We start from the raw sequence: 17,226 nt of genomic DNA on the forward strand, positions 1-17,226 counted from the left end.
CAGACGTCACCTTTTCACCTCTGAGTCATTGTTTGTGCCGCTTGGGTTGATTATGATTATCGTTTCGACGGCTAGCTGTACTTCATTGACTGTAACTCTACAGAATTGAATACGCTGTGCCTATTTTCCCATATCCACACCACGATGTTTAGACAATAATGACCAGATATGGCTTACGCGCCCGCGTTATTACTCTTACTCTAGCGCCAACGCTTATCATTGGCTTAATACTTAGCGCTATTTTTTCTTTTAACCGCTATCACGATCTAGAAAAACAGGTTATCAACTCTGGTTTAAGTATCATTGAACCTTTGGCGATTGCCAGTGAAGAGGGGCTTAAAAACAACAGCCGAGAATCGGTTCGCCGTATCATCAGCTACGCACATCGCAAAAATTCCAAATTCGTTCGTAGTATTGCGGTGTTTGATTACAACCATGAATTGTTTGTAACCTCTAACTTTCATCCGAGCTTTGAGTCACTGACTTTCCCGCGTAATGAGCCAATCCCGCTACTAGTGAGCTCTAATTTAAAAGAAAACACCTTGGTTTTACGCGCTCCAATCATCAGTGAGTCAGGCATATTGTCGAGCCCCCGTGGCAAAGAAAATAATCCAGCGCTCGGCTATATCTCTATCGAGCTTGATCTTTCATCACTGCGGTTACAGCAATATCAAGAAGTCTTCGCTGCGTTTTTAGTACTTCTAACCGGGCTGGGTTTGTCGGCATTTTTTGCTCTACGACTGATGCACGATGTGACACGCCCAATCTCGCATATGAAGAATATGGTCGACCGTATTCGTCGTGGGCACTTAGATGTCCGGATCGAAGGTAAAATGCACGGCGAGTTGGATCAGTTAAAAAATGGTATCAATGCCATGGCAGTTTCGCTGTCGGAGTATCATGTCGAAATGCAGCACAGTATCGACCAAGCGACTTCCGACTTACGTGAGACATTAGAGCAGCTAGAGATTCAAAACGTTGAGTTAGATATTGCGAAAAAACGCGCTCAAGAAGCGGCACGTGTAAAATCTGAATTTTTGGCCAACATGTCGCACGAGTTACGTACACCACTGAATGGTGTCATTGGCTTTACTCGCCAAATGCTAAAAACTAAACTCACCAATAGCCAAACAGACTATCTACAAACCATTGAAAAATCAGCCAACAATCTACTGACTATTATTAATGACATCCTCGATTTCTCTAAGCTAGAAGCCGGAAAACTAGCACTCGAAAATATTCCATTTGAGTTCCAAGAAACCTTGGAAGAAGTAGTCAGCCTACAAGCCACCAGCGCTCATGAGAAAGGTTTAGAGATCACGTTGAAAATCGATCCTAAAGTTCCCATGGGGGTAGTGGGGGATCCACTACGTATTCAACAAGTACTGACAAACCTTGTCGGAAATTCAATTAAGTTTACCGAACGAGGCAATATAGACATCAGTGTCGAACTCCGCTCACAAAAAGACGATGTGATAGAACTGCAGTTTATGGTGAGAGATACTGGTATTGGTATCTCGGAACGCCAACAAGCGCAACTTTTCCAAGCCTTTAGCCAAGCTGACGCAAGTATTTCTCGTCGCTACGGCGGTACAGGACTCGGGTTGGTTATCACACAAAAACTAGTGAGTCAGATGGGCGGCGAAATAAGCCTAACAAGTCGACTGCACCAAGGTTCTACATTTTGGTTTACTTTACGCCTGCATGCGGCAGACATGCCAATGAGTGAGTTGATTGAAGCAGAAGTTTTGAATCAACGCTCGCTGCTACTAGTAGAGCCGAATATGCAAGTGGCTTCAATTACTCGCCAAATGCTGGTTCAGCATGGCTTAGTAGTGACGTATCGTTCATCCATACCAGATGAAATTGAAAAATTTGATTATGTATTATTAAACCTTGCTCCGAATCGCACCAACGAGGTGGAGCAAGTAGAGAGATTAGTAGAAAAGGCATTGCAATGTGCACCACATGTAGTGGTCGGTACACCAAGTACGATGCTGGCACTGTCCGACCACCTGATCCAAAAATACCAAATTCACTGTATCACTAAACCAATGTCACGTAAGAAACTGCTGCAAACCTTAGCAGCAAACCAAGAAAGTTTGCCCGAAATCATACAAGAAGTGATCTACAGTGAAAGATTGCCATTAACCATCATGGCTGTAGACGATAACCCAGCAAACTTGAAACTGATCAGTGCTCTGTTGGAAGAGCGTGTAGAACACGTCATTTCATGTACCAATGGTAAGGATGCATTAATTCAAGCTCAGCAGCGTCATTTTGATATTGTCTTGATGGATATTCAAATGCCGCATATGGATGGCGTCACCGCATGTAGCAAGATAAAACAAACCTCACTCAACGCCAATACACCAGTGATTGCGGTAACAGCACATGCAATGAGCGGAGAGCGGGATCGTCTCCTAACCGCAGGTATGGACGATTACCTAACTAAACCCATAGAAGAACACGTATTGCAGCAAGTGTTGATGCACTGGAATCCACATGCCAAAGATAATGAACTGCAAAGACTCGAGCTTCCCGCCCAAGGGGAACCTATCATTCAGGTTCATTCGGTCAGTAATGAACACTGTACGATGATCATCGATTGGCAGTCGGCACTCAAACAAGCAGCCAACAAAGAAGATCTAGCGAAAGACATGTTGCAAATGTTGATCGACTACATCCCTGAAGTAAACGAAGTGGTTGAGCAAGCACTGGAAGCGGAAGAGTTAGATTTAGAACAATTAATTCACCATGTACATAAACTGCATGGCAGTTGTTCATACTCAGGTGTCCCTAGGCTTAAAAAAGTTTGCGCTGCAATTGAGAAAGCACTGCGTTCAGGACAAGCCATTGAAGACATTGAGCCAGAGCTGTTTGAACTGCAAGATGAGATGGAAAAAGTCACTGCCAGTGCAGAACCTTATCTCGATAAGCAGGCATAAAAAAGAGCGCGTTGATCGCGCTCTTTTTCATTGAACTACCTGACCATTTCAGCTTTCGTAGATAACGGTTGCTACCGCATATTGACGCTCGTCAGAAATAGAGAGGTGTATCTTGGTGACTTTCATCCCTGTCGCCAGCTCAAGAGCTTTACTCGTTAACGTCAGATTCGGCTTACCCAGATCATCATTACTAATGATAAAGTCGTGGAAGGTTATCCCCATCGCTATCCCGGTTCCTAAAGCTTTAGAGGCGGCTTCTTTGGCGGCAAATCGCTTAGCTAAGAAACGACCTTGCTGCTTAGTTTGATGGAACCTTTCCATCTCTGAAGCAGTCAAAATCCGCTCTGCAAATGCAAGCCCAGTTCGAGCGAGTGCTTTCTCCACTCGCTCAATTTCAGCAATATCAGTGCCTAATCCGACGATGGCCATCGCTTACTTACGCGCTTCAACCATGAGTGCTTTCATTTCTTTAACCGCTTTCTCTAAGCCATCAAATGCTGCGCGACCAATAATTGAGTGACCAATGTTAAGCTCATAGAATTCAGGAATTGCCGCAATCGCTGCCACATTATGGTAAGTCAGACCATGACCAGCATTCACCATAATACCCAAACCTGCCGCGTAGCTTGCGCCTGCCGCAATTTTCTTCAATTCAGCTTGTTGTTCTGCTTCCACTTCAGCATCAGCATAGTGACCAGTGTGAAGCTCAATAAATGGTGCTCCGCACGCTTTTGCAGCATCAATTTGTGCACGGTCTGCGTCAATAAATAGCGATACTTTAATGCCCGCTGCTGTGAGTTTTTCTGTCGCTGCTTTCACTTTGTCAAAGTGACCAACTACATCCAAGCCACCTTCAGTGGTTAATTCTTCACGTTTTTCTGGTACTAAGCATACGTATTCAGGTTGAGTTTCTAAAGCGATCTCAACCATTTCATCCGTCACTGCCATCTCAAGATTCATACGTGTTTGAAGTGTTTCGCGTAGGATACGTACATCGCGGTCTTTAATATGGCGACGATCTTCACGTAGGTGAACTGTAATACCATCTGCACCTGCACGCTCTGCAATTTCAGCCGCATGCACTGGATCTGGGTACTTAGTACCACGTGCATTGCGTAGTGTAGCGATATGGTCGATGTTAACACCTAGGTAAATTGAGCTCATGTTCTAATACTCCGTGCTCTGGGAATGCTTGAGATAAACAATTCCCTGCTTTTTAATGGTTTGCCGCCAAGGTAAGGTTTTAGCGCAATACGAGTAAAGCGCTTTGCGGCTTGTAATTGTTGTTTGGTTATAAATCTACGTTCGCTTATCGCAATCAGTTCATCACCTTTAAAGGTGAGATTATCAAGCCTGACCGATGCAATAAACCCTTTCTGATCACGATACCGATAAGTCATTAGCGGATCTATCGATTCTCCACTACCTGCGCAGTGCAAAAAATCGACACCGTAGCCTAATGCAGCTAAAAGTGCGAGTTCGAAGCGTCTTAGCGCTGGCTCTGGATTATCGGCTTGAGCTAATTCAGTCAACGCATGAAGATAGTCATGAAACAACCCCGGCATGGGAACTTCCGCCATCAGTACTCGTCCAATTAGCTCATTAATATACATAGCGGAATAAAGAAAAATACCGGTTAATGGTAAACCAAGACTAATCGGTTCCGCTTGGCGTAGCGTTTTCATTGAACTGTTGCCAGACCATTTAAGCAGTAAAGGGGTAAAAGGTTGCAGTGCCCCTTTCAGATTTGACCGCTTGCTGCGCGCACCTTTGGACATAATACTAACGCGACCATACTCCTCACTGAATACATCGAGAATTAAACTCGATTCACTGTAAGGTCGGCGATTAAGTACAAAACAGCGCTGAAAGCCTTCTGAAGACATAACTTGCGAGATAAATCCCTAGCTAAATATTAAGTTCAATATGAGATAACAAAAAGGAGCCTTTCGGCTCCTTCTTCATGCTAACTCGGAGCGAAGCAGTATCGCCTCACTACATTACAAATCGTCGATATAGCCTAGTGAACGTAGTGCACGTTCATCATCAGCCCAGCCCGATTTCACTTTGACCCAAGTTTCAAGATAAACCTTGCGACCGAAGAGCTCTTCCATATCTAGACGAGCTTCGCGACCGATAGTTTTGATTTTATCACCACCCTTACCGATCACCATCTTCTTCTGACCATTGCGTTCGACTAAAATCAAAGCATTGATATGGAAACCGTCAGTGTCTGGGTTGTAATCAAAACGTTCAATTTCAACCGTGACCGAATAAGGTAATTCTTCGCCAGTAAAACGCATTAACTTTTCACGCACGATTTCAGACGCCATAAAACGCTGAGAACGGTCAGTTACGTATTCTTCTGGGAAATGGTGTACCGCTTTAGGAAGATGATCGCGTACATGCTTACGCAATACTTCGACGTTTTTACCTAGCTTCGCAGAGATAGGCACAACGTCGACGAAATCCATCAACTTCGATATGTCCATCATATGCTGCATTACATCATTGCGGTCCGCAATCACATCAACTTTATTGATACAAAGTACCACTGGGAAATTCGCGTTACGTAATTTGTTAAGCACCATTTCATCATCGTTGGTCCAATGCGTACCATCAACGACAAAAAACACGAGGTTAACGTCACTCAGTGATGAGCTAGCTGCACGGTTCATCAAACGGTTGATGGCGCGTTTTTCTTCGATGTGTAATCCAGGAGTATCTACATAAATCGCTTGATAATCACCGTCGGTCTCTACACCCATGATGCGGTGACGTGTGGTTTGCGGTTTACGTGAAGTGATCGAAATCTTCTGCCCCAAAATATGGTTCAGCAACGTCGATTTACCTACGTTAGGACGACCAACTATAGCCACGAAGCCGCAGTGTTGGTTATCAGGTGAGCTTGTTACTTTCTGCTCACCACCCGATGCAAAGTATGCATCGATATCAAATTCGTTGTTGTCTGTTGAATCAGCCATTGGTTAATTGCTCTAATGCCGTTTCCGCAGCCGCCTGTTCTGCCTTGCGACGACTGGTACCCTTGCCGATTACAGGTGATCCGATACCTGCAACTTCACACGAAACCGTAAACTCTTGGTTATGTGCCTCACCTTTAATATTAGTCACTATGTAAGCAGGCAGTGGTTTTCTGCGACCTTGCAAAAACTCTTGAAGACGAGTTTTTGGATCTTTCTGCGATACACCGGGCATAATTTCATCAAGACGAGTTTGGTACCAGCTCAGCACAATACGGCGAACCATTTCAAGATCACTATCAATATAGATAGCACCTATAATGGCTTCAACAGCATCGGCAAGAATTGAATCACGGCGGAATCCACCACTTTTCAATTCACCTGGACCTAATTTTAAGTAATCTCCTAACGCGAACTCTCGCCCTAACTCAGCCAATGTGTTACCACGCACAAGCGTCGCACGCATACGGCTCATATCACCCTCGTTTACTTTTGGAAAACGGTGATAGAGATCATCAGCAATGACAAAACTTAAAATTGAATCGCCCAGAAACTCAAGACGTTCATTGTGTTTACCGCTAGCGCTACGGTGAGTCAGCGCTAGGTTGATATACTCGGCATTATTAAAGTTGTAGCCGATTTTTCTCTCTAGTGACGCAATTGGAGAATTCATACTCTCTCGATTTCGTTAGTTAATACCACCGATGCGGTTTAAACGCACACCAGTTGGGATCCAAGTAGGTAGAATGCTATCTTCGCTACGCTCAAATTCAAAGCTCGTCCAGATACCAACGGCTTTACCTACTAAATTTGCTTCTGGGACAAAACCCCAGTAGCGACTATCAGCACTATTGTCACGGTTATCACCCATCACAAAGTAATGCCCTTTAGGAACAACCCACTCACTCACACCAGGGCGAGGCTGGTATGCCTCAATGCGATCACGACGCAACGGATTGTTCAAAATTTGGTGTTCATGTTGACCCAGTTTTTCATCCATCTGAATCATTGGTACGCCATTTTGAGTAAACTGACTCTCTTCAACATTTGAGAGTTTCACTTGCTTGCATGAACGTTCACCAGATTTTTGAATACAGATATCTTTATCTTGGCTGTAATGAACGGTATCACCAGGTAAACCAACCACACGCTTAATGTAGTCAATGCTTGGTTGTGGCGGATACTTAAAAACCACCACGTCACCACGTTCAGGCTTACCCGTTTCAACTAATTGAGTGCGCCATACAGGATCTTTAAGACCATAAGTGTACTTCTCAACTAAGATGAAATCACCAACCAATAAAGTAGGCATCATTGAACCTGACGGTATTTGGAACGGCTCATAAACAAACGAACGCAGCACCAAAACAAAAGCAATCACAGGGAAGATCGAGACGCAATTTTCCACCCACCATGGTTGTGCTTTGACTTTTTCAATTGCAGCCGAATCTAAACCATTAGTTTGCGCTTCAACGTCAGCGAGTTTTAATTGACGTTTTTTCGCAAACACTAGCTTCTCAAGCGCCCATACAATACCCGTTACCAATGTAACGAGAACGAGGATAAGTGAAAAAGTATTCGCCATTGGCTTCCCTTACTTTCAAAAATGCGAAAGTGAAAGAGCCGAAACTCTTTCACTTACTTTAAGTATCAGACTGAGCGAGTGCCCAACGGATTAATCTTTACCAACATGAAGGATCGCTAGGAACGCTTCTTGAGGCAGTTCGACATTACCGATCTGCTTCATACGCTTCTTACCTTCTTTCTGTTTCTTCAACAGCTTTTTCTTACGACTGATATCGCCGCCATAACATTTAGCAATTACGTTTTTACGCAATTGTTTAACAGTAGAGCGTGCAATGATGTGGTTACCAATCGCCGCTTGAATTGCGATATCAAACATTTGGCGAGGAATAAACTCTTTCATTTTCTCAACCAGTAAACGACCGCGGCTTTGCGATTGATCTTTATGAGTAATGATTGCTAGAGCATCAACCTTCTCGCCGTTCAGCAATACATCAACACGCACCATGTCTGAAATTTCAAAACGTTGGAAATTATAATCCAGAGAAGCATAACCGCGTGACGTTGACTTTAAACGGTCAAAGAAGTCGAGTACCACTTCAGCCATTGGAATATCGTAAGTAACGGCAACTTGCTTGCCGTGATAAACCATATCAACTTGCATACCACGTTTTTCGACACACAAAGTAATGACGTTACCTAGATAATCTGCTGGAACCAAAATATTACAGCGTGCGATAGGCTCTCGCATTTCCTCAATATCGTTGGTTGCTGGCAGTTTTGCTGGGCTATCTACGTACAGTATTGTGCCGTCTGTTTTCTTAACTTCGTAAACTACTGTCGGCGCTGTAGTAATAAGATCAAGATCATATTCACGCTCTAGACGCTCTTGAATGATCTCCATATGTAGCATACCAAGGAAACCACATCGGAAACCAAAGCCCAGCGCCGAAGAGCTCTCTGGCTCATAGAAAAGCGACGCGTCGTTTAGGCTGAGCTTACCCAGTGCATCACGGAAGTTTTCATAGTCATCCGACGATACAGGGAACAGACCTGCATATACCTGAGGTTTTACTTTCTTAAAACCTGGCAGTGATGTTTCACAGCCATTTTTTGCAAGTGTTAGTGTATCGCCAACTGGGGCGCCTAAGATATCTTTGATACCACAAACTACCCAGCCCACTTCACCAGTATTTAGTCCGTTAGTATCAACTTGCTTCGGCGTGAAGATACCAATACGGTCTACCCCCCAAACCTGACCAGTGCTCATCACTTTGATCTTGTCGTTTTTCTTGATTGAGCCGTTTTTAACACGAACCAATGAAACAACGCCAAGGTAGTTATCAAACCACGAGTCAATAATCAATGCTTGCAGTGGAGCGTCAGGATCGCCTTCAGGCGCAGGAATGGATGCCACGATGTTTTCTAAAACATCGTCTACACCGAGGCCAGTTTTGGCACTACAACGTGTTGCTTCCATCGCGTCAATACCGACGATTTCTTCAATCTCTTCGGCAACGCGTTCAGGTTCAGCGGCAGGCAAATCGATTTTATTCAGAATTGGCACAACTTCCAAATCCATTTCGATTGCTGTGTAACAGTTTGCAAGAGTTTGCGCTTCTACACCTTGCCCAGCGTCAACAACGAGTAATGCACCTTCACACGCGGCTAGAGAGCGAGACACTTCATAAGAAAAGTCTACGTGTCCAGGTGTATCGATGAAGTTGAGTTGGTATGTTTCGCCGTCTTTTGCAGTGTAATCAAGAGTCACACTCTGCGCTTTAATGGTGATACCACGTTCACGTTCCAGGTCCATCGAGTCAAGAACTTGAGCTGCCATTTCACGATCGCTCAATCCTCCACATACTTGGATTAGACGGTCTGAAAGGGTCGACTTACCATGGTCGATGTGGGCGATAATCGAAAAATTACGAATGTGCTTCATGATTTGGGGTAACTAAACTCTTTTAAATAGGATATAAGAAAGCCGTCGTTTGACGGCATTTCAATCAAGTTGGCAGATTCTATCCAATTTTGATACCCAAGTCACTTGAGTATTTCAGTGAATAGGTTCTCCCAATACTCTTAATAAGATGACTTGTTGCGATGATTGTCTTTCTAAACTGCTAGCAAGGCGCTTGGCGAGAGCCATCCCGCCCACTGAGAACAACGTTGAGAATAGAATCACAACGCCTTCCCCTAAGCCGAAATATGGCGCGACCCAAAGATGTGCAATTACGGCCCCGAAGATCAGCGCAAATAGCGGTGTCAAATAAACAATGGCCGCCGATTGCAATAAACTCTTTTCCGCCATGCCAATCTCTACCACCTGCCCCACTTTGAGAAGTTTGTTGCTAAACAACTGCCAACGGAGCACTTTGCTCCCTATCGCTTTTGATACAATACCAGTTCCGCAGCTTTTTTGAGATGAACAACTAGAGCAGCTGGTTTGCTGTTCACAACTCAACTCCACATCGTACCCCGAAAACTTTGCGGTAACCGAAGATACCGTCGCCAGTGCTGTCATCATAAGCTTACTTCTCTGGTGGTGCCTTTATTGTAACCGACTGAGCAATACGTTTTGCTGTCGCCGGTGGAATATCACCAACAACTGAAACCTCAGCATTACCACGCACAAAGGTGTGCAAAGTTCGACGACCTTGGCGGACAATCTGCCCCTTCAAGGAGTGTTCATCTCGCTGAGATACATAAATCGAAAAACTAAATAGACCATCGGTATACATCTGGCTTTCGACCATACGATCCGTTACAGCCATGCGATAACGATTGAGATTGTTTGCCTCAAAGCCACTTGGTAACCAACCAACTGTCCAAAATGATTCTTTCACTTGCCCTTTTGGCAATGAGAGCACTTGTGGCAATTTGACGTCTCTCAACCCAGCCAAAACATCGAAAACTCGATCACTAACACTGTATGCGATAGCACGATATTGCTCCAACACCTCTCCATCACGATCGATTAGATCAGCACGAAGTGGCAATTTGCTTTTCTCGTCTACCCATAGAATATAACTATAGCGCAAGCCATCTTTAGGGACTATGCGTATCACCTGGCAAGCCGCTCCTGCTTCTCGAGCGCGACCAACTTTAATGAAGTCATAATGCTGACTAAGCTGATCCACATCAGAATTAAGCAATGGAATAGTAGGTGCGACCATATCACCAGATTCAATGGTAAAAGGCTCAACCCCAGGTTCGATATAGCTAATTTCGTTACCACGCTGGATAACCTCACGGATTGGTCCGCTGAGATACACCAAGTGTGCAAACTGTTCATCTTCATCACGTGCATGGCGATAAAGTAGAGGTTCAATACTGTTTTTCTTAATCAGGATATAAGACAGTTCAAAATTGAGTTGCTGACTGGCTTCGTTCATTTGATGCAACAAAGCCTCTGCAGGTTTATCGTCTGCAAAGGCTATTGGAGAAGTCAAACTGAACAGTGCCAGCGCACTGATCAGGAATTTTTTCATTCAACTACCGTATCTGGATCATTGTTGTGAGCAACTGAGTCCCCACTATGGAGCCTAAGTTGTAGCTCATAATCTTGTAGCATCGCATTAATGCGGCGGCGCTGCTCTTGTACATTAAGATCTTTCTTAGCCGACGCGCCAACATCTTCGCGTGTAAGACTAACAGGTTCTGCACTTCCAGCGAATGGAATCGTTTGTAATACTGGCAGATCAGCTTGGGCATTTGGATTCTCACCATATTGCTGAACACCGAATATCACCGCCATAGAAACACATGCCGCGATACCAACCTGACCAAATTGTGGAAGCCAAGCCGGTAAATAACCTCTTGCCACTTGCGGGGTCGGTTGAGACTCAATACGCGCGTCATTTATATCAGTAATATTAGCGGTATTAAACGAGGTATGAGCTGGTTCATTATCAAGCGCTAAAGCGACGCTTTCAGCAATATTCCACTCAGGCATTACTGGTGCTTCACCGCGAAGAACATCACCGATTAAATGATAATTCTGCCAAGCATCTAAGCCTTCTTGATCGCTTTCTAGCTCCATAATCAGAGCCTTATCGACCAATTCTCCATCCATGAGTGCTGAAAGTTTTTCTTTGTCAGCCATTATCTTCACCATTAAGTTTCGACTAGCGTTGCAGAAGCGGTTGAATTTTTTTCTCTACCGCTTCTCGTGCACGGAAGATACGCGAACGTACCGTTCCTACAGGGCAATCCATGACTGCGGCAATTTCTTCATAACTCAAGCCATCAAGCTCGCGAAGAGTCATCGCAGTTTTTAAATCATCTGGTAGTGCTTCTATCGCACTGAAAACTACTTGCTTCAGTTCCTTTGACAACGTTAAGTTCTCAGGGTTCGATATTTCTTTTAATGCACTGCCATTTTCGTAATATTCAGCTTCTTCAGCGTCCACATCTTGCGCCGGAGGTCTGCGGCTCTGAGCAACGATGTAGTTCTTCGCAGTATTAACAGCAATACGATACAACCAAGTATAAAATGCGCTCTCGCCTCGAAAACTAGGTATTGCTCGATAAGCTTTAATAAATGCTTCTTGTGCTACGTCAGGTACATCACCTGGATTATTAACGTAGCGAGAAATAAGATTACAAACTTTATTTTGATATCTCAAAACTAATAAGTTGAATGCTTGCTTATCTCCACTCTGAACTCGCTCAATTAATACTTGATCGGTCAATTGCTCGTTCATTCGAGCGTTTACTCCTATCGTTTACACCCTTACCTAAATAGATATGAGTATTAATAATGCAAAATGTAGTATTGACACCACTGCTTACTTGAGCCCTATTATGACCAAGTAAAAACTTGAAAGTTCAAAGCATTTTCATTTTTTCTTAATGAAGTAATAAATCAATGACGTCTTTTGCTAGATTGTGAGGACGAAGTAGGCGAAAAGCAATGACAATAAAACACAATTACCGAGTATGGAGTGTTATTATTGTTTCCGATTGGCTTGGATAGAGTGACGCCACTCTACGATAACTCAGGAAAATAAAAGTTTTATGAACGCAAACCGTCAACATCAATGTGATGTATTAGTGGTAGGTAGTGGAGCTGCCGGTTTATCGTTAGCGTTACGCGTTGCCGAACACGGCAAAGTCATTGTGTTAAGCAAAGGACCACGCAGTGAAGGCGCAACCTATTACGCACAAGGCGGCATCGCCGCAGTGTTTGATGAATCAGATAGCATCGACTCGCATGTCGAAGATACACTTATCGCTGGTGGCGGTATCTGTGAAGAAGAAACAGTTAAGTTTATTGCTGAGAACGCCAAAAAATGCGTTCAGTGGCTAATTGATGGTGGTGTTCCATTCGATCGAGAGGAAGACGACAGCGATGAAGCGCCGCGTTACCACTTGACTCGCGAAGGTGGCCATAGCCATCGCCGAATCCTACACGCTGCTGATGCCACAGGCATGGCGATGCAAACATCACTACAAGACAACGTTCATAATCACCCTAACATTACGGTTTTAGAGCGACATAACGCGCTGGATCTGATTACAGAAGATAAAGTGGGTGGTGACAGCAAAAAAGTTATCGGCGCTTATATTTGGAACCGTAACCAAGAACATGTAGAAACCGTTCGTAGCAAATTCGTTGTTCTTGCCACAGGCGGCGCATCAAAAGTGTATCAATACACTTCTAACCCCGACGTATCTTCAGGTGATGGTATTGCTATTGCTTGGCGTGCCGGCTGTCGCGTTGCTAACCTTGAGTTTAATCAGTTCCATCCAACGTGTTTATTCCATCCTGAAGCTCGCAACTTCCTGCTGACCGAAGCATTACGTGGCGAAGGCGCTTACTTACGCCGCCCTGATGGTTCGCGCTTTATGCCCGATTTTGACGAACGCGCTGAACTTGCCCCTCGCGATGTGGTTGCTCGTGCCATTGACTTCGAAATGAAACGTCTTGGTGCTGACTGCATGTATGTCGATATTAGCCATAAACCTGCAGAATTTATTGAAAAGCACTTCCCGACCATCTATACGCGCTTGATGGAATTAGGCATCGACATGACCAAGGAGCCTATTCCTGTAGTCCCAGCAGCTCACTATACTTGTGGTGGAGTTATGGTCGATCAAAACGGTCTCTCTGATTTACACAACCTGTATGCGATTGGTGAAGTAAGTTACACCGGCTTGCATGGTGCTAACCGCATGGCTTCAAACTCACTGCTAGAATGTGTGGTTTATGCATGGTCAGCAGCGCAACATATTGTGGCAAATATCGGAAGCGTAGAGTTACCACCAGCATTACCTTGTTGGGATGAAAGCCAAGTGACCAATAGCGATGAAGAAGTCATTATCCAGCACAACTGGCATGAGTTACGCCTGTTCATGTGGGATTACATGGGCATTGTACGTACTGATAAACGCTTAGAGCGCGCAATCCGTCGAATCCAGATGCTACAACAAGAAACTCACGAGTATTACAGTAATTTCCGAGTTTCGAATAACTTGCTTGAACTGCGAAACCTCCTCCAAGTTGCTGAACTGATGGTTCGCTGCGCAATAGAACGCAAAGAGAGTCGAGGTTTACACTATACGCTCGATTACCCTGAGTTAGCGGAAGATAGCGGTCCAACAATATTAGTACCAGAAAAACTGAAATAACTTACAAAAATAAAAAGGAGCCTACGGCTCCTTTTTAAATTGCAATATGATTTTCCTGTAGTCTTCTGCATTGACGCTATCTCTCCAAAGCAGATACCATCGCTGATCAAGTTTCAATAACAGCGCAAATTCAGGCACTATCAACAAAACCTTTCTGCAATGCTTTCGTTGTTTCCCGTGCTGAACCCGCCCATCTTGATAAAAGTCCACTTCACCCAATAAATTGGAAGCAAGCAAACCTCGATCTTGGCTTTGACAGGCAATCCAAATCATCAGGTAGAAACTAGCTACGAGTGGTATTTCACTTATACTAATAAAACAACAGGTCAACACCAACAAAATGGTATTGACCTGTAGAGAAGAATGACTGGGTTTTATGGAAAGCTTAACGAACTTTGCTGAGGTTGTGAGCAACAATTTTATCCACCATCGAAGCGTGACTTAAATTTTCACTGCGACCATGGCCCATGACCCATGAGAATAAATCTGGATCATCACTCTCAAGCAATGAAACGAAATCACGCTGTTCGCTTTCAGTTAGTGCATCAAAGCACTCTTCAAAAAACGGCATGATGACGACATCCAGTTCTAACATGCCACGTCGGCATGCCCATCTAATACGCGCTTTTTCTTCTGCGGTGTACATTCTCATTCCTCACCTGACACATGGATTTTACCCGAGTTTAACAAGCTAACACCTTAACCACCACTATATCAGTCACATTACTATCACACTTTTTGTAGAATGGCATTCATCATACTGAACTTGTAATTTGGGCTAAACATACCCACTTAGCTAAGATAAAAGTTGTTCTGATTGCAGCCAAGCAGGAACAAGACGTAAGATACTGATATCCATTTCAAAGCAAAACAACCAAGGTAAACACTATGGATTGGCTCAATGACTTCGCACCTCTTTCTCTCACCTCTAGCGATGCGCTACCAGAACTAATGCTAACCCATTTAAATTCATGGGGCGTCGTGACACTTGTAGGCGATGACACTAAGTCTTACCTGCAAGGTCAAGTCACTTGTGATGTAGTTCAGCTCGACAAATCCGGCTCTACTTTTGGTGCCCATTGTGATGCAAAAGGTAAGGTATGGTCTGTTTTCCGACTGTTTCATCATAATGACGGTTACGCATTATTTGAACCAAAATCGTTGATTGAAAAACAGATGGCTGAAATAAAAAAATACGCAATTTTCGCCAAAGTTGAGATCACACAAAGCAACGATGCATTACTTGGTTTATTTGGTGAGCAAGCAGAAACAACCATTGATAACATGAGTGAAGAACGAGGTGACGTTCGCCAAATTAGTGGTGGCACCGCAGTAAAAATAGATCAGAAACGTTGGTTACTCTTGCTCGATGAAGGTACTGCAGCATCGTTAGTCAAACAGACTACGGCTAAAAAAGTTGAAGAAAGCTTGTGGCGTCGATTTGATATTGAAGCGGCACTACCGATCTTAGAGCAAAACGATCAATGTGAACACATTCCCCAAGCAATCAACCTACACGCACTCAATGGCATTAGCTTTAAAAAGGGCTGTTATACAGGTCAAGAAACCGTTGCTCGCGCAAAATATCGTGGTATTAACAAACGCGCGATGTTTATTATCAAAGGTCAAGCCGATAATGAGATTGGAGATAACGTAGATCTTGAGCGTGCCGTTGGTGAAAATTGGCGTGGCGCAGGAAAACTGATTGCGCATTATCGCTTCAGTGATGGTGAGACAATTGGTTTAGTCGTACTGCCTAATAATCTTGAGAGCGATACTCAACTACGTTTATCAAGCCAACCTGAGTCGATTTGGTCGATACAGCCATTACCTTACTCGCTCGATGACGAATAATTCATTTAAAACCACGCTTACCGAATACCTTGATCTTCAGCAGGTAAATTACCGCCTGCTGAAACATCAAACCCTCGCGGTTAGCATTGAAGATGCAGCCAATCAGCGTGGTATTCGTCAATCACAAATGGTGAAAGCGATCTTGCTACGCGATATGGGAAATCTGTATGCGTTGGCGTGTGTTCCTGGGGATCAGTCAGTTGACCCTAAAAAAGTTCGTATGATCTTACAATGCCGCCGTATGACCTGCGTTGACTTATCCGCAGTAGAAGCGATAACTGGCTATCAAATCGGTACCGTAACACCACTATTACTCAAGCAACCTATACCGGTAATTTTTGACCATAGTATTTTAAACGAAACAGAAGTAACGATTAGCAGCGGTGATCTTTCAGCCGGAATTGCACTTAGATGCACTGATCTTGTTCAGCTCTGTCACCCAAGGTTCGCAAATATCTGCCGATAGACATCACGGAAACCCAGCCCTACGTTTCATTAATTACCGTCACCTTAGAGATAAATCTCACATCAAAAGGTAAGATGAGTTGAGTATTATTATTCAAATACGAAGCATAAGTAGTCATCAAAGTGTTTTTGTACTAACCTGACAGCACTGTTAACACAACGTTAAATCTATGGGACCAACCCCCCAAATTTGGTTGTTCACATAGAGAATACGATGTTATCAGCGAAAAAGTGAATCCCTGAACATGTGAGGTCATTCGCTTTTTGTGTAATGCATCTGTGACTATTCGCCCGTTTCTCGCGGGCTTTTTTTTGCCTCGATTTTACACTTTTCTAACATGTAATTCATTTCTTATACTATTCTTAATTCTGTCACATGCGTGTGTTTCAATCTATATCAACTGGAATTCGGCACAGTTCCAGCTACAGAACAATAATGAGGAAAAGGTCACGTAAATTTGGACATATATCGGCAGATTTGCTCACGACAACACAAATATCCAAACTGTTACAAATGGCTGCACATTCCCCCATTACTGTCACACTTTTTCAACTGAAGAATTCGTATAATCGTCAGTGCTTGCTAAATATAAAGGATAATTCAATGAGACTGTTTAAGCGCTATACACCAGGTATGATTGCTAAACATATAAGCCGTCTATTTAGAGGAAGTATCTATATCTATGGTGTCGGTAAATTTGAGTTTGATAACGGTAAACTTATCCTGCCAGAACGAGCTGATCGAAGGCACTTCCAAGCCGTTAAAGAAGTGAATCAGGAAATTATGAAATTGCGCTGTGCTTACGCGTAACCTGAAG

At 43.8% G+C, this 17,226-nt stretch carries 18 protein-coding genes; 5 read left to right on the forward strand and 13 right to left on the reverse strand.

The window, feature by feature from the left end; all coding sequences use genetic code 11:
• The first annotated feature begins 158 nt into the window (after nt 1-158).
• Complete coding sequence (gene barA, locus L4C38_RS14080) at nt 159-2,948, forward strand: two-component sensor histidine kinase BarA (protein ID WP_428798193.1); 2,790 nt, start codon at nt 159-161, stop codon at nt 2,946-2,948.
• Nucleotides 2,949-2,996: 48 nt separating this feature from the next.
• On the opposite strand, the gene acpS is transcribed toward barA, so the two are convergent.
• The 11 genes from acpS to rpoE form a co-directional block, all read right to left on the reverse strand.
• On the reverse strand, nt 2,997-3,377 hold the full coding sequence (acpS, locus tag L4C38_RS14085) for a holo-ACP synthase (RefSeq protein WP_428798194.1): 381 nt from the start codon (nt 3,375-3,377) through the stop codon (nt 2,997-2,999).
• 3 nt (nt 3,378-3,380) lie between these two features.
• A complete protein-coding gene (gene pdxJ, locus L4C38_RS14090; protein ID WP_428798195.1) occupies nt 3,381-4,112 on the reverse strand; it encodes a pyridoxine 5'-phosphate synthase in 732 nt (243 codons plus the stop codon).
• Nucleotides 4,109-4,834 carry a DNA repair protein RecO gene (gene recO, locus L4C38_RS14095; RefSeq protein ID WP_428798196.1) on the reverse strand — a complete coding sequence of 242 codons (726 nt, stop codon included), beginning with the start codon at nt 4,832-4,834 and terminating at the stop codon, nt 4,109-4,111. The genes pdxJ and recO overlap by 4 nt, the downstream gene beginning before the upstream one ends.
• A gap of 114 nt (nt 4,835-4,948) precedes the next feature.
• A complete protein-coding gene (gene era, locus L4C38_RS14100; protein ID WP_428798197.1) occupies nt 4,949-5,932 on the reverse strand; it encodes a GTPase Era in 984 nt (327 codons plus the stop codon).
• On the reverse strand, nt 5,925-6,602 hold the full coding sequence (rnc, locus tag L4C38_RS14105) for a ribonuclease III (protein WP_428798198.1): 678 nt from the start codon (nt 6,600-6,602) through the stop codon (nt 5,925-5,927). Before rnc ends, era begins: the two co-directional genes overlap by 8 nt.
• Before the next feature lie 15 nt (nt 6,603-6,617).
• Nucleotides 6,618-7,514: a signal peptidase I gene (gene lepB / locus L4C38_RS14110; RefSeq protein ID WP_428798199.1), complete on the reverse strand. Its 897-nt coding sequence runs from the start codon at nt 7,512-7,514 to the stop codon at nt 6,618-6,620.
• 90 nt (nt 7,515-7,604) lie between these two features.
• Nucleotides 7,605-9,398, reverse strand: coding sequence for a translation elongation factor 4 (gene lepA / locus L4C38_RS14115; protein ID WP_428798200.1), 1,794 nt, complete (start codon nt 9,396-9,398; stop codon nt 7,605-7,607).
• A gap of 114 nt (nt 9,399-9,512) precedes the next feature.
• On the reverse strand, nt 9,513-9,983 hold the full coding sequence (locus L4C38_RS14120; RefSeq protein WP_428798201.1) for a SoxR reducing system RseC family protein: 471 nt from the start codon (nt 9,981-9,983) through the stop codon (nt 9,513-9,515).
• Nucleotides 9,984-9,987: 4 nt separating this feature from the next.
• Nucleotides 9,988-10,947, reverse strand: coding sequence for a sigma-E factor regulatory protein RseB (gene rseB / locus L4C38_RS14125; RefSeq protein ID WP_428798202.1), 960 nt, complete (start codon nt 10,945-10,947; stop codon nt 9,988-9,990).
• Nucleotides 10,944-11,561 (reverse strand): RseA family anti-sigma factor, encoded by a 618-nt coding sequence (locus L4C38_RS14130; RefSeq protein WP_428798203.1) that lies wholly within the window; start codon nt 11,559-11,561, stop codon nt 10,944-10,946. Before L4C38_RS14130 ends, rseB begins: the two co-directional genes overlap by 4 nt.
• Before the next feature lie 22 nt (nt 11,562-11,583).
• On the reverse strand, nt 11,584-12,162 hold the full coding sequence (rpoE, locus tag L4C38_RS14135; RefSeq protein WP_428798204.1) for an RNA polymerase sigma factor RpoE: 579 nt from the start codon (nt 12,160-12,162) through the stop codon (nt 11,584-11,586).
• A gap of 313 nt (nt 12,163-12,475) precedes the next feature.
• Here rpoE and nadB point away from each other — a divergent pair, with 313 nt between their 5' ends.
• Complete coding sequence (nadB, locus tag L4C38_RS14140; RefSeq protein WP_428798205.1) at nt 12,476-14,089, forward strand: L-aspartate oxidase; 1,614 nt, start codon at nt 12,476-12,478, stop codon at nt 14,087-14,089.
• A 21-nt stretch (nt 14,090-14,110) separates the two neighbouring features.
• On the opposite strand, the gene L4C38_RS14145 is transcribed toward nadB, so the two are convergent.
• Together L4C38_RS14145 and L4C38_RS14150 are read right to left on the reverse strand one after the other, a co-directional pair.
• Nucleotides 14,111-14,422: a protein YgfX gene (locus L4C38_RS14145; RefSeq protein WP_428798229.1), complete on the reverse strand. Its 312-nt coding sequence runs from the start codon at nt 14,420-14,422 to the stop codon at nt 14,111-14,113.
• Between the two features lie 52 nt (nt 14,423-14,474).
• Nucleotides 14,475-14,735, reverse strand: coding sequence for an FAD assembly factor SdhE (locus L4C38_RS14150; protein WP_428798206.1), 261 nt, complete (start codon nt 14,733-14,735; stop codon nt 14,475-14,477).
• A gap of 242 nt (nt 14,736-14,977) precedes the next feature.
• Between L4C38_RS14150 and ygfZ the strand changes: the two genes are divergently transcribed.
• The 3 genes from ygfZ to L4C38_RS14165 all read left to right on the forward strand — a co-directional run bounded on the left by ygfZ (nt 14,978) and on the right by L4C38_RS14165 (nt 17,219).
• On the forward strand, nt 14,978-15,943 hold the full coding sequence (ygfZ, locus tag L4C38_RS14155) for a tRNA-modifying protein YgfZ (protein ID WP_428798207.1): 966 nt from the start codon (nt 14,978-14,980) through the stop codon (nt 15,941-15,943).
• Nucleotides 15,933-16,409, forward strand: coding sequence for an aminoacyl-tRNA deacylase (locus tag L4C38_RS14160; protein WP_428798208.1), 477 nt, complete (start codon nt 15,933-15,935; stop codon nt 16,407-16,409). The genes ygfZ and L4C38_RS14160 overlap by 11 nt, the downstream gene beginning before the upstream one ends.
• 603 nt (nt 16,410-17,012) lie before the next feature.
• A complete protein-coding gene (locus L4C38_RS14165) occupies nt 17,013-17,219 on the forward strand; it encodes a DUF1107 domain-containing protein (protein WP_428798209.1) in 207 nt (68 codons plus the stop codon).
• The last annotated feature ends 7 nt before the right edge of the window (nt 17,220-17,226 follow it).

Source organism: Vibrio kasasachensis, from assembly GCF_050337565.1.
GTDB lineage: Bacteria > Pseudomonadota > Gammaproteobacteria > Enterobacterales > Vibrionaceae > Vibrio > Vibrio kasasachensis.

Excerpts from the sequence above, each read along its gene's own strand:
- L4C38_RS14120 (WP_428798201.1), bottom strand. The coding sequence starts at position 9,983 with ATGATGACAGCACTGGCGACGGTATCTTCGGTTACCGCAAAGTTTTCG.
- L4C38_RS14130 (WP_428798203.1), bottom strand. The coding sequence starts at position 11,561 with ATGGCTGACAAAGAAAAACTTTCAGCACTCATGGATGGAGAATTGGTC.
- acpS (WP_428798194.1), bottom strand. The coding sequence starts at position 3,377 with ATGGCCATCGTCGGATTAGGCACTGATATTGCTGAAATTGAGCGAGTG.
- lepB (WP_428798199.1), bottom strand. The coding sequence starts at position 7,514 with ATGGCGAATACTTTTTCACTTATCCTCGTTCTCGTTACATTGGTAACG.
- lepA (WP_428798200.1), bottom strand. The coding sequence starts at position 9,398 with ATGAAGCACATTCGTAATTTTTCGATTATCGCCCACATCGACCATGGT.
- L4C38_RS14160 (WP_428798208.1), top strand. The coding sequence starts at position 15,933 with ATGACGAATAATTCATTTAAAACCACGCTTACCGAATACCTTGATCTT.
- recO (WP_428798196.1), bottom strand. The coding sequence starts at position 4,834 with ATGTCTTCAGAAGGCTTTCAGCGCTGTTTTGTACTTAATCGCCGACCT.
- rseB (WP_428798202.1), bottom strand. The coding sequence starts at position 10,947 with ATGAAAAAATTCCTGATCAGTGCGCTGGCACTGTTCAGTTTGACTTCT.
- rpoE (WP_428798204.1), bottom strand. The coding sequence starts at position 12,162 with ATGAACGAGCAATTGACCGATCAAGTATTAATTGAGCGAGTTCAGAGT.
- barA (WP_428798193.1), top strand. The coding sequence starts at position 159 with ATGACCAGATATGGCTTACGCGCCCGCGTTATTACTCTTACTCTAGCG.
- ygfZ (WP_428798207.1), top strand. The coding sequence starts at position 14,978 with ATGGATTGGCTCAATGACTTCGCACCTCTTTCTCTCACCTCTAGCGAT.
- L4C38_RS14150 (WP_428798206.1), bottom strand. The coding sequence starts at position 14,735 with ATGTACACCGCAGAAGAAAAAGCGCGTATTAGATGGGCATGCCGACGT.
- era (WP_428798197.1), bottom strand. The coding sequence starts at position 5,932 with ATGGCTGATTCAACAGACAACAACGAATTTGATATCGATGCATACTTT.
- pdxJ (WP_428798195.1), bottom strand. The coding sequence starts at position 4,112 with ATGAGCTCAATTTACCTAGGTGTTAACATCGACCATATCGCTACACTA.
- nadB (WP_428798205.1), top strand. The coding sequence starts at position 12,476 with ATGAACGCAAACCGTCAACATCAATGTGATGTATTAGTGGTAGGTAGT.
- L4C38_RS14165 (WP_428798209.1), top strand. The coding sequence starts at position 17,013 with ATGAGACTGTTTAAGCGCTATACACCAGGTATGATTGCTAAACATATA.
- rnc (WP_428798198.1), bottom strand. The coding sequence starts at position 6,602 with ATGAATTCTCCAATTGCGTCACTAGAGAGAAAAATCGGCTACAACTTT.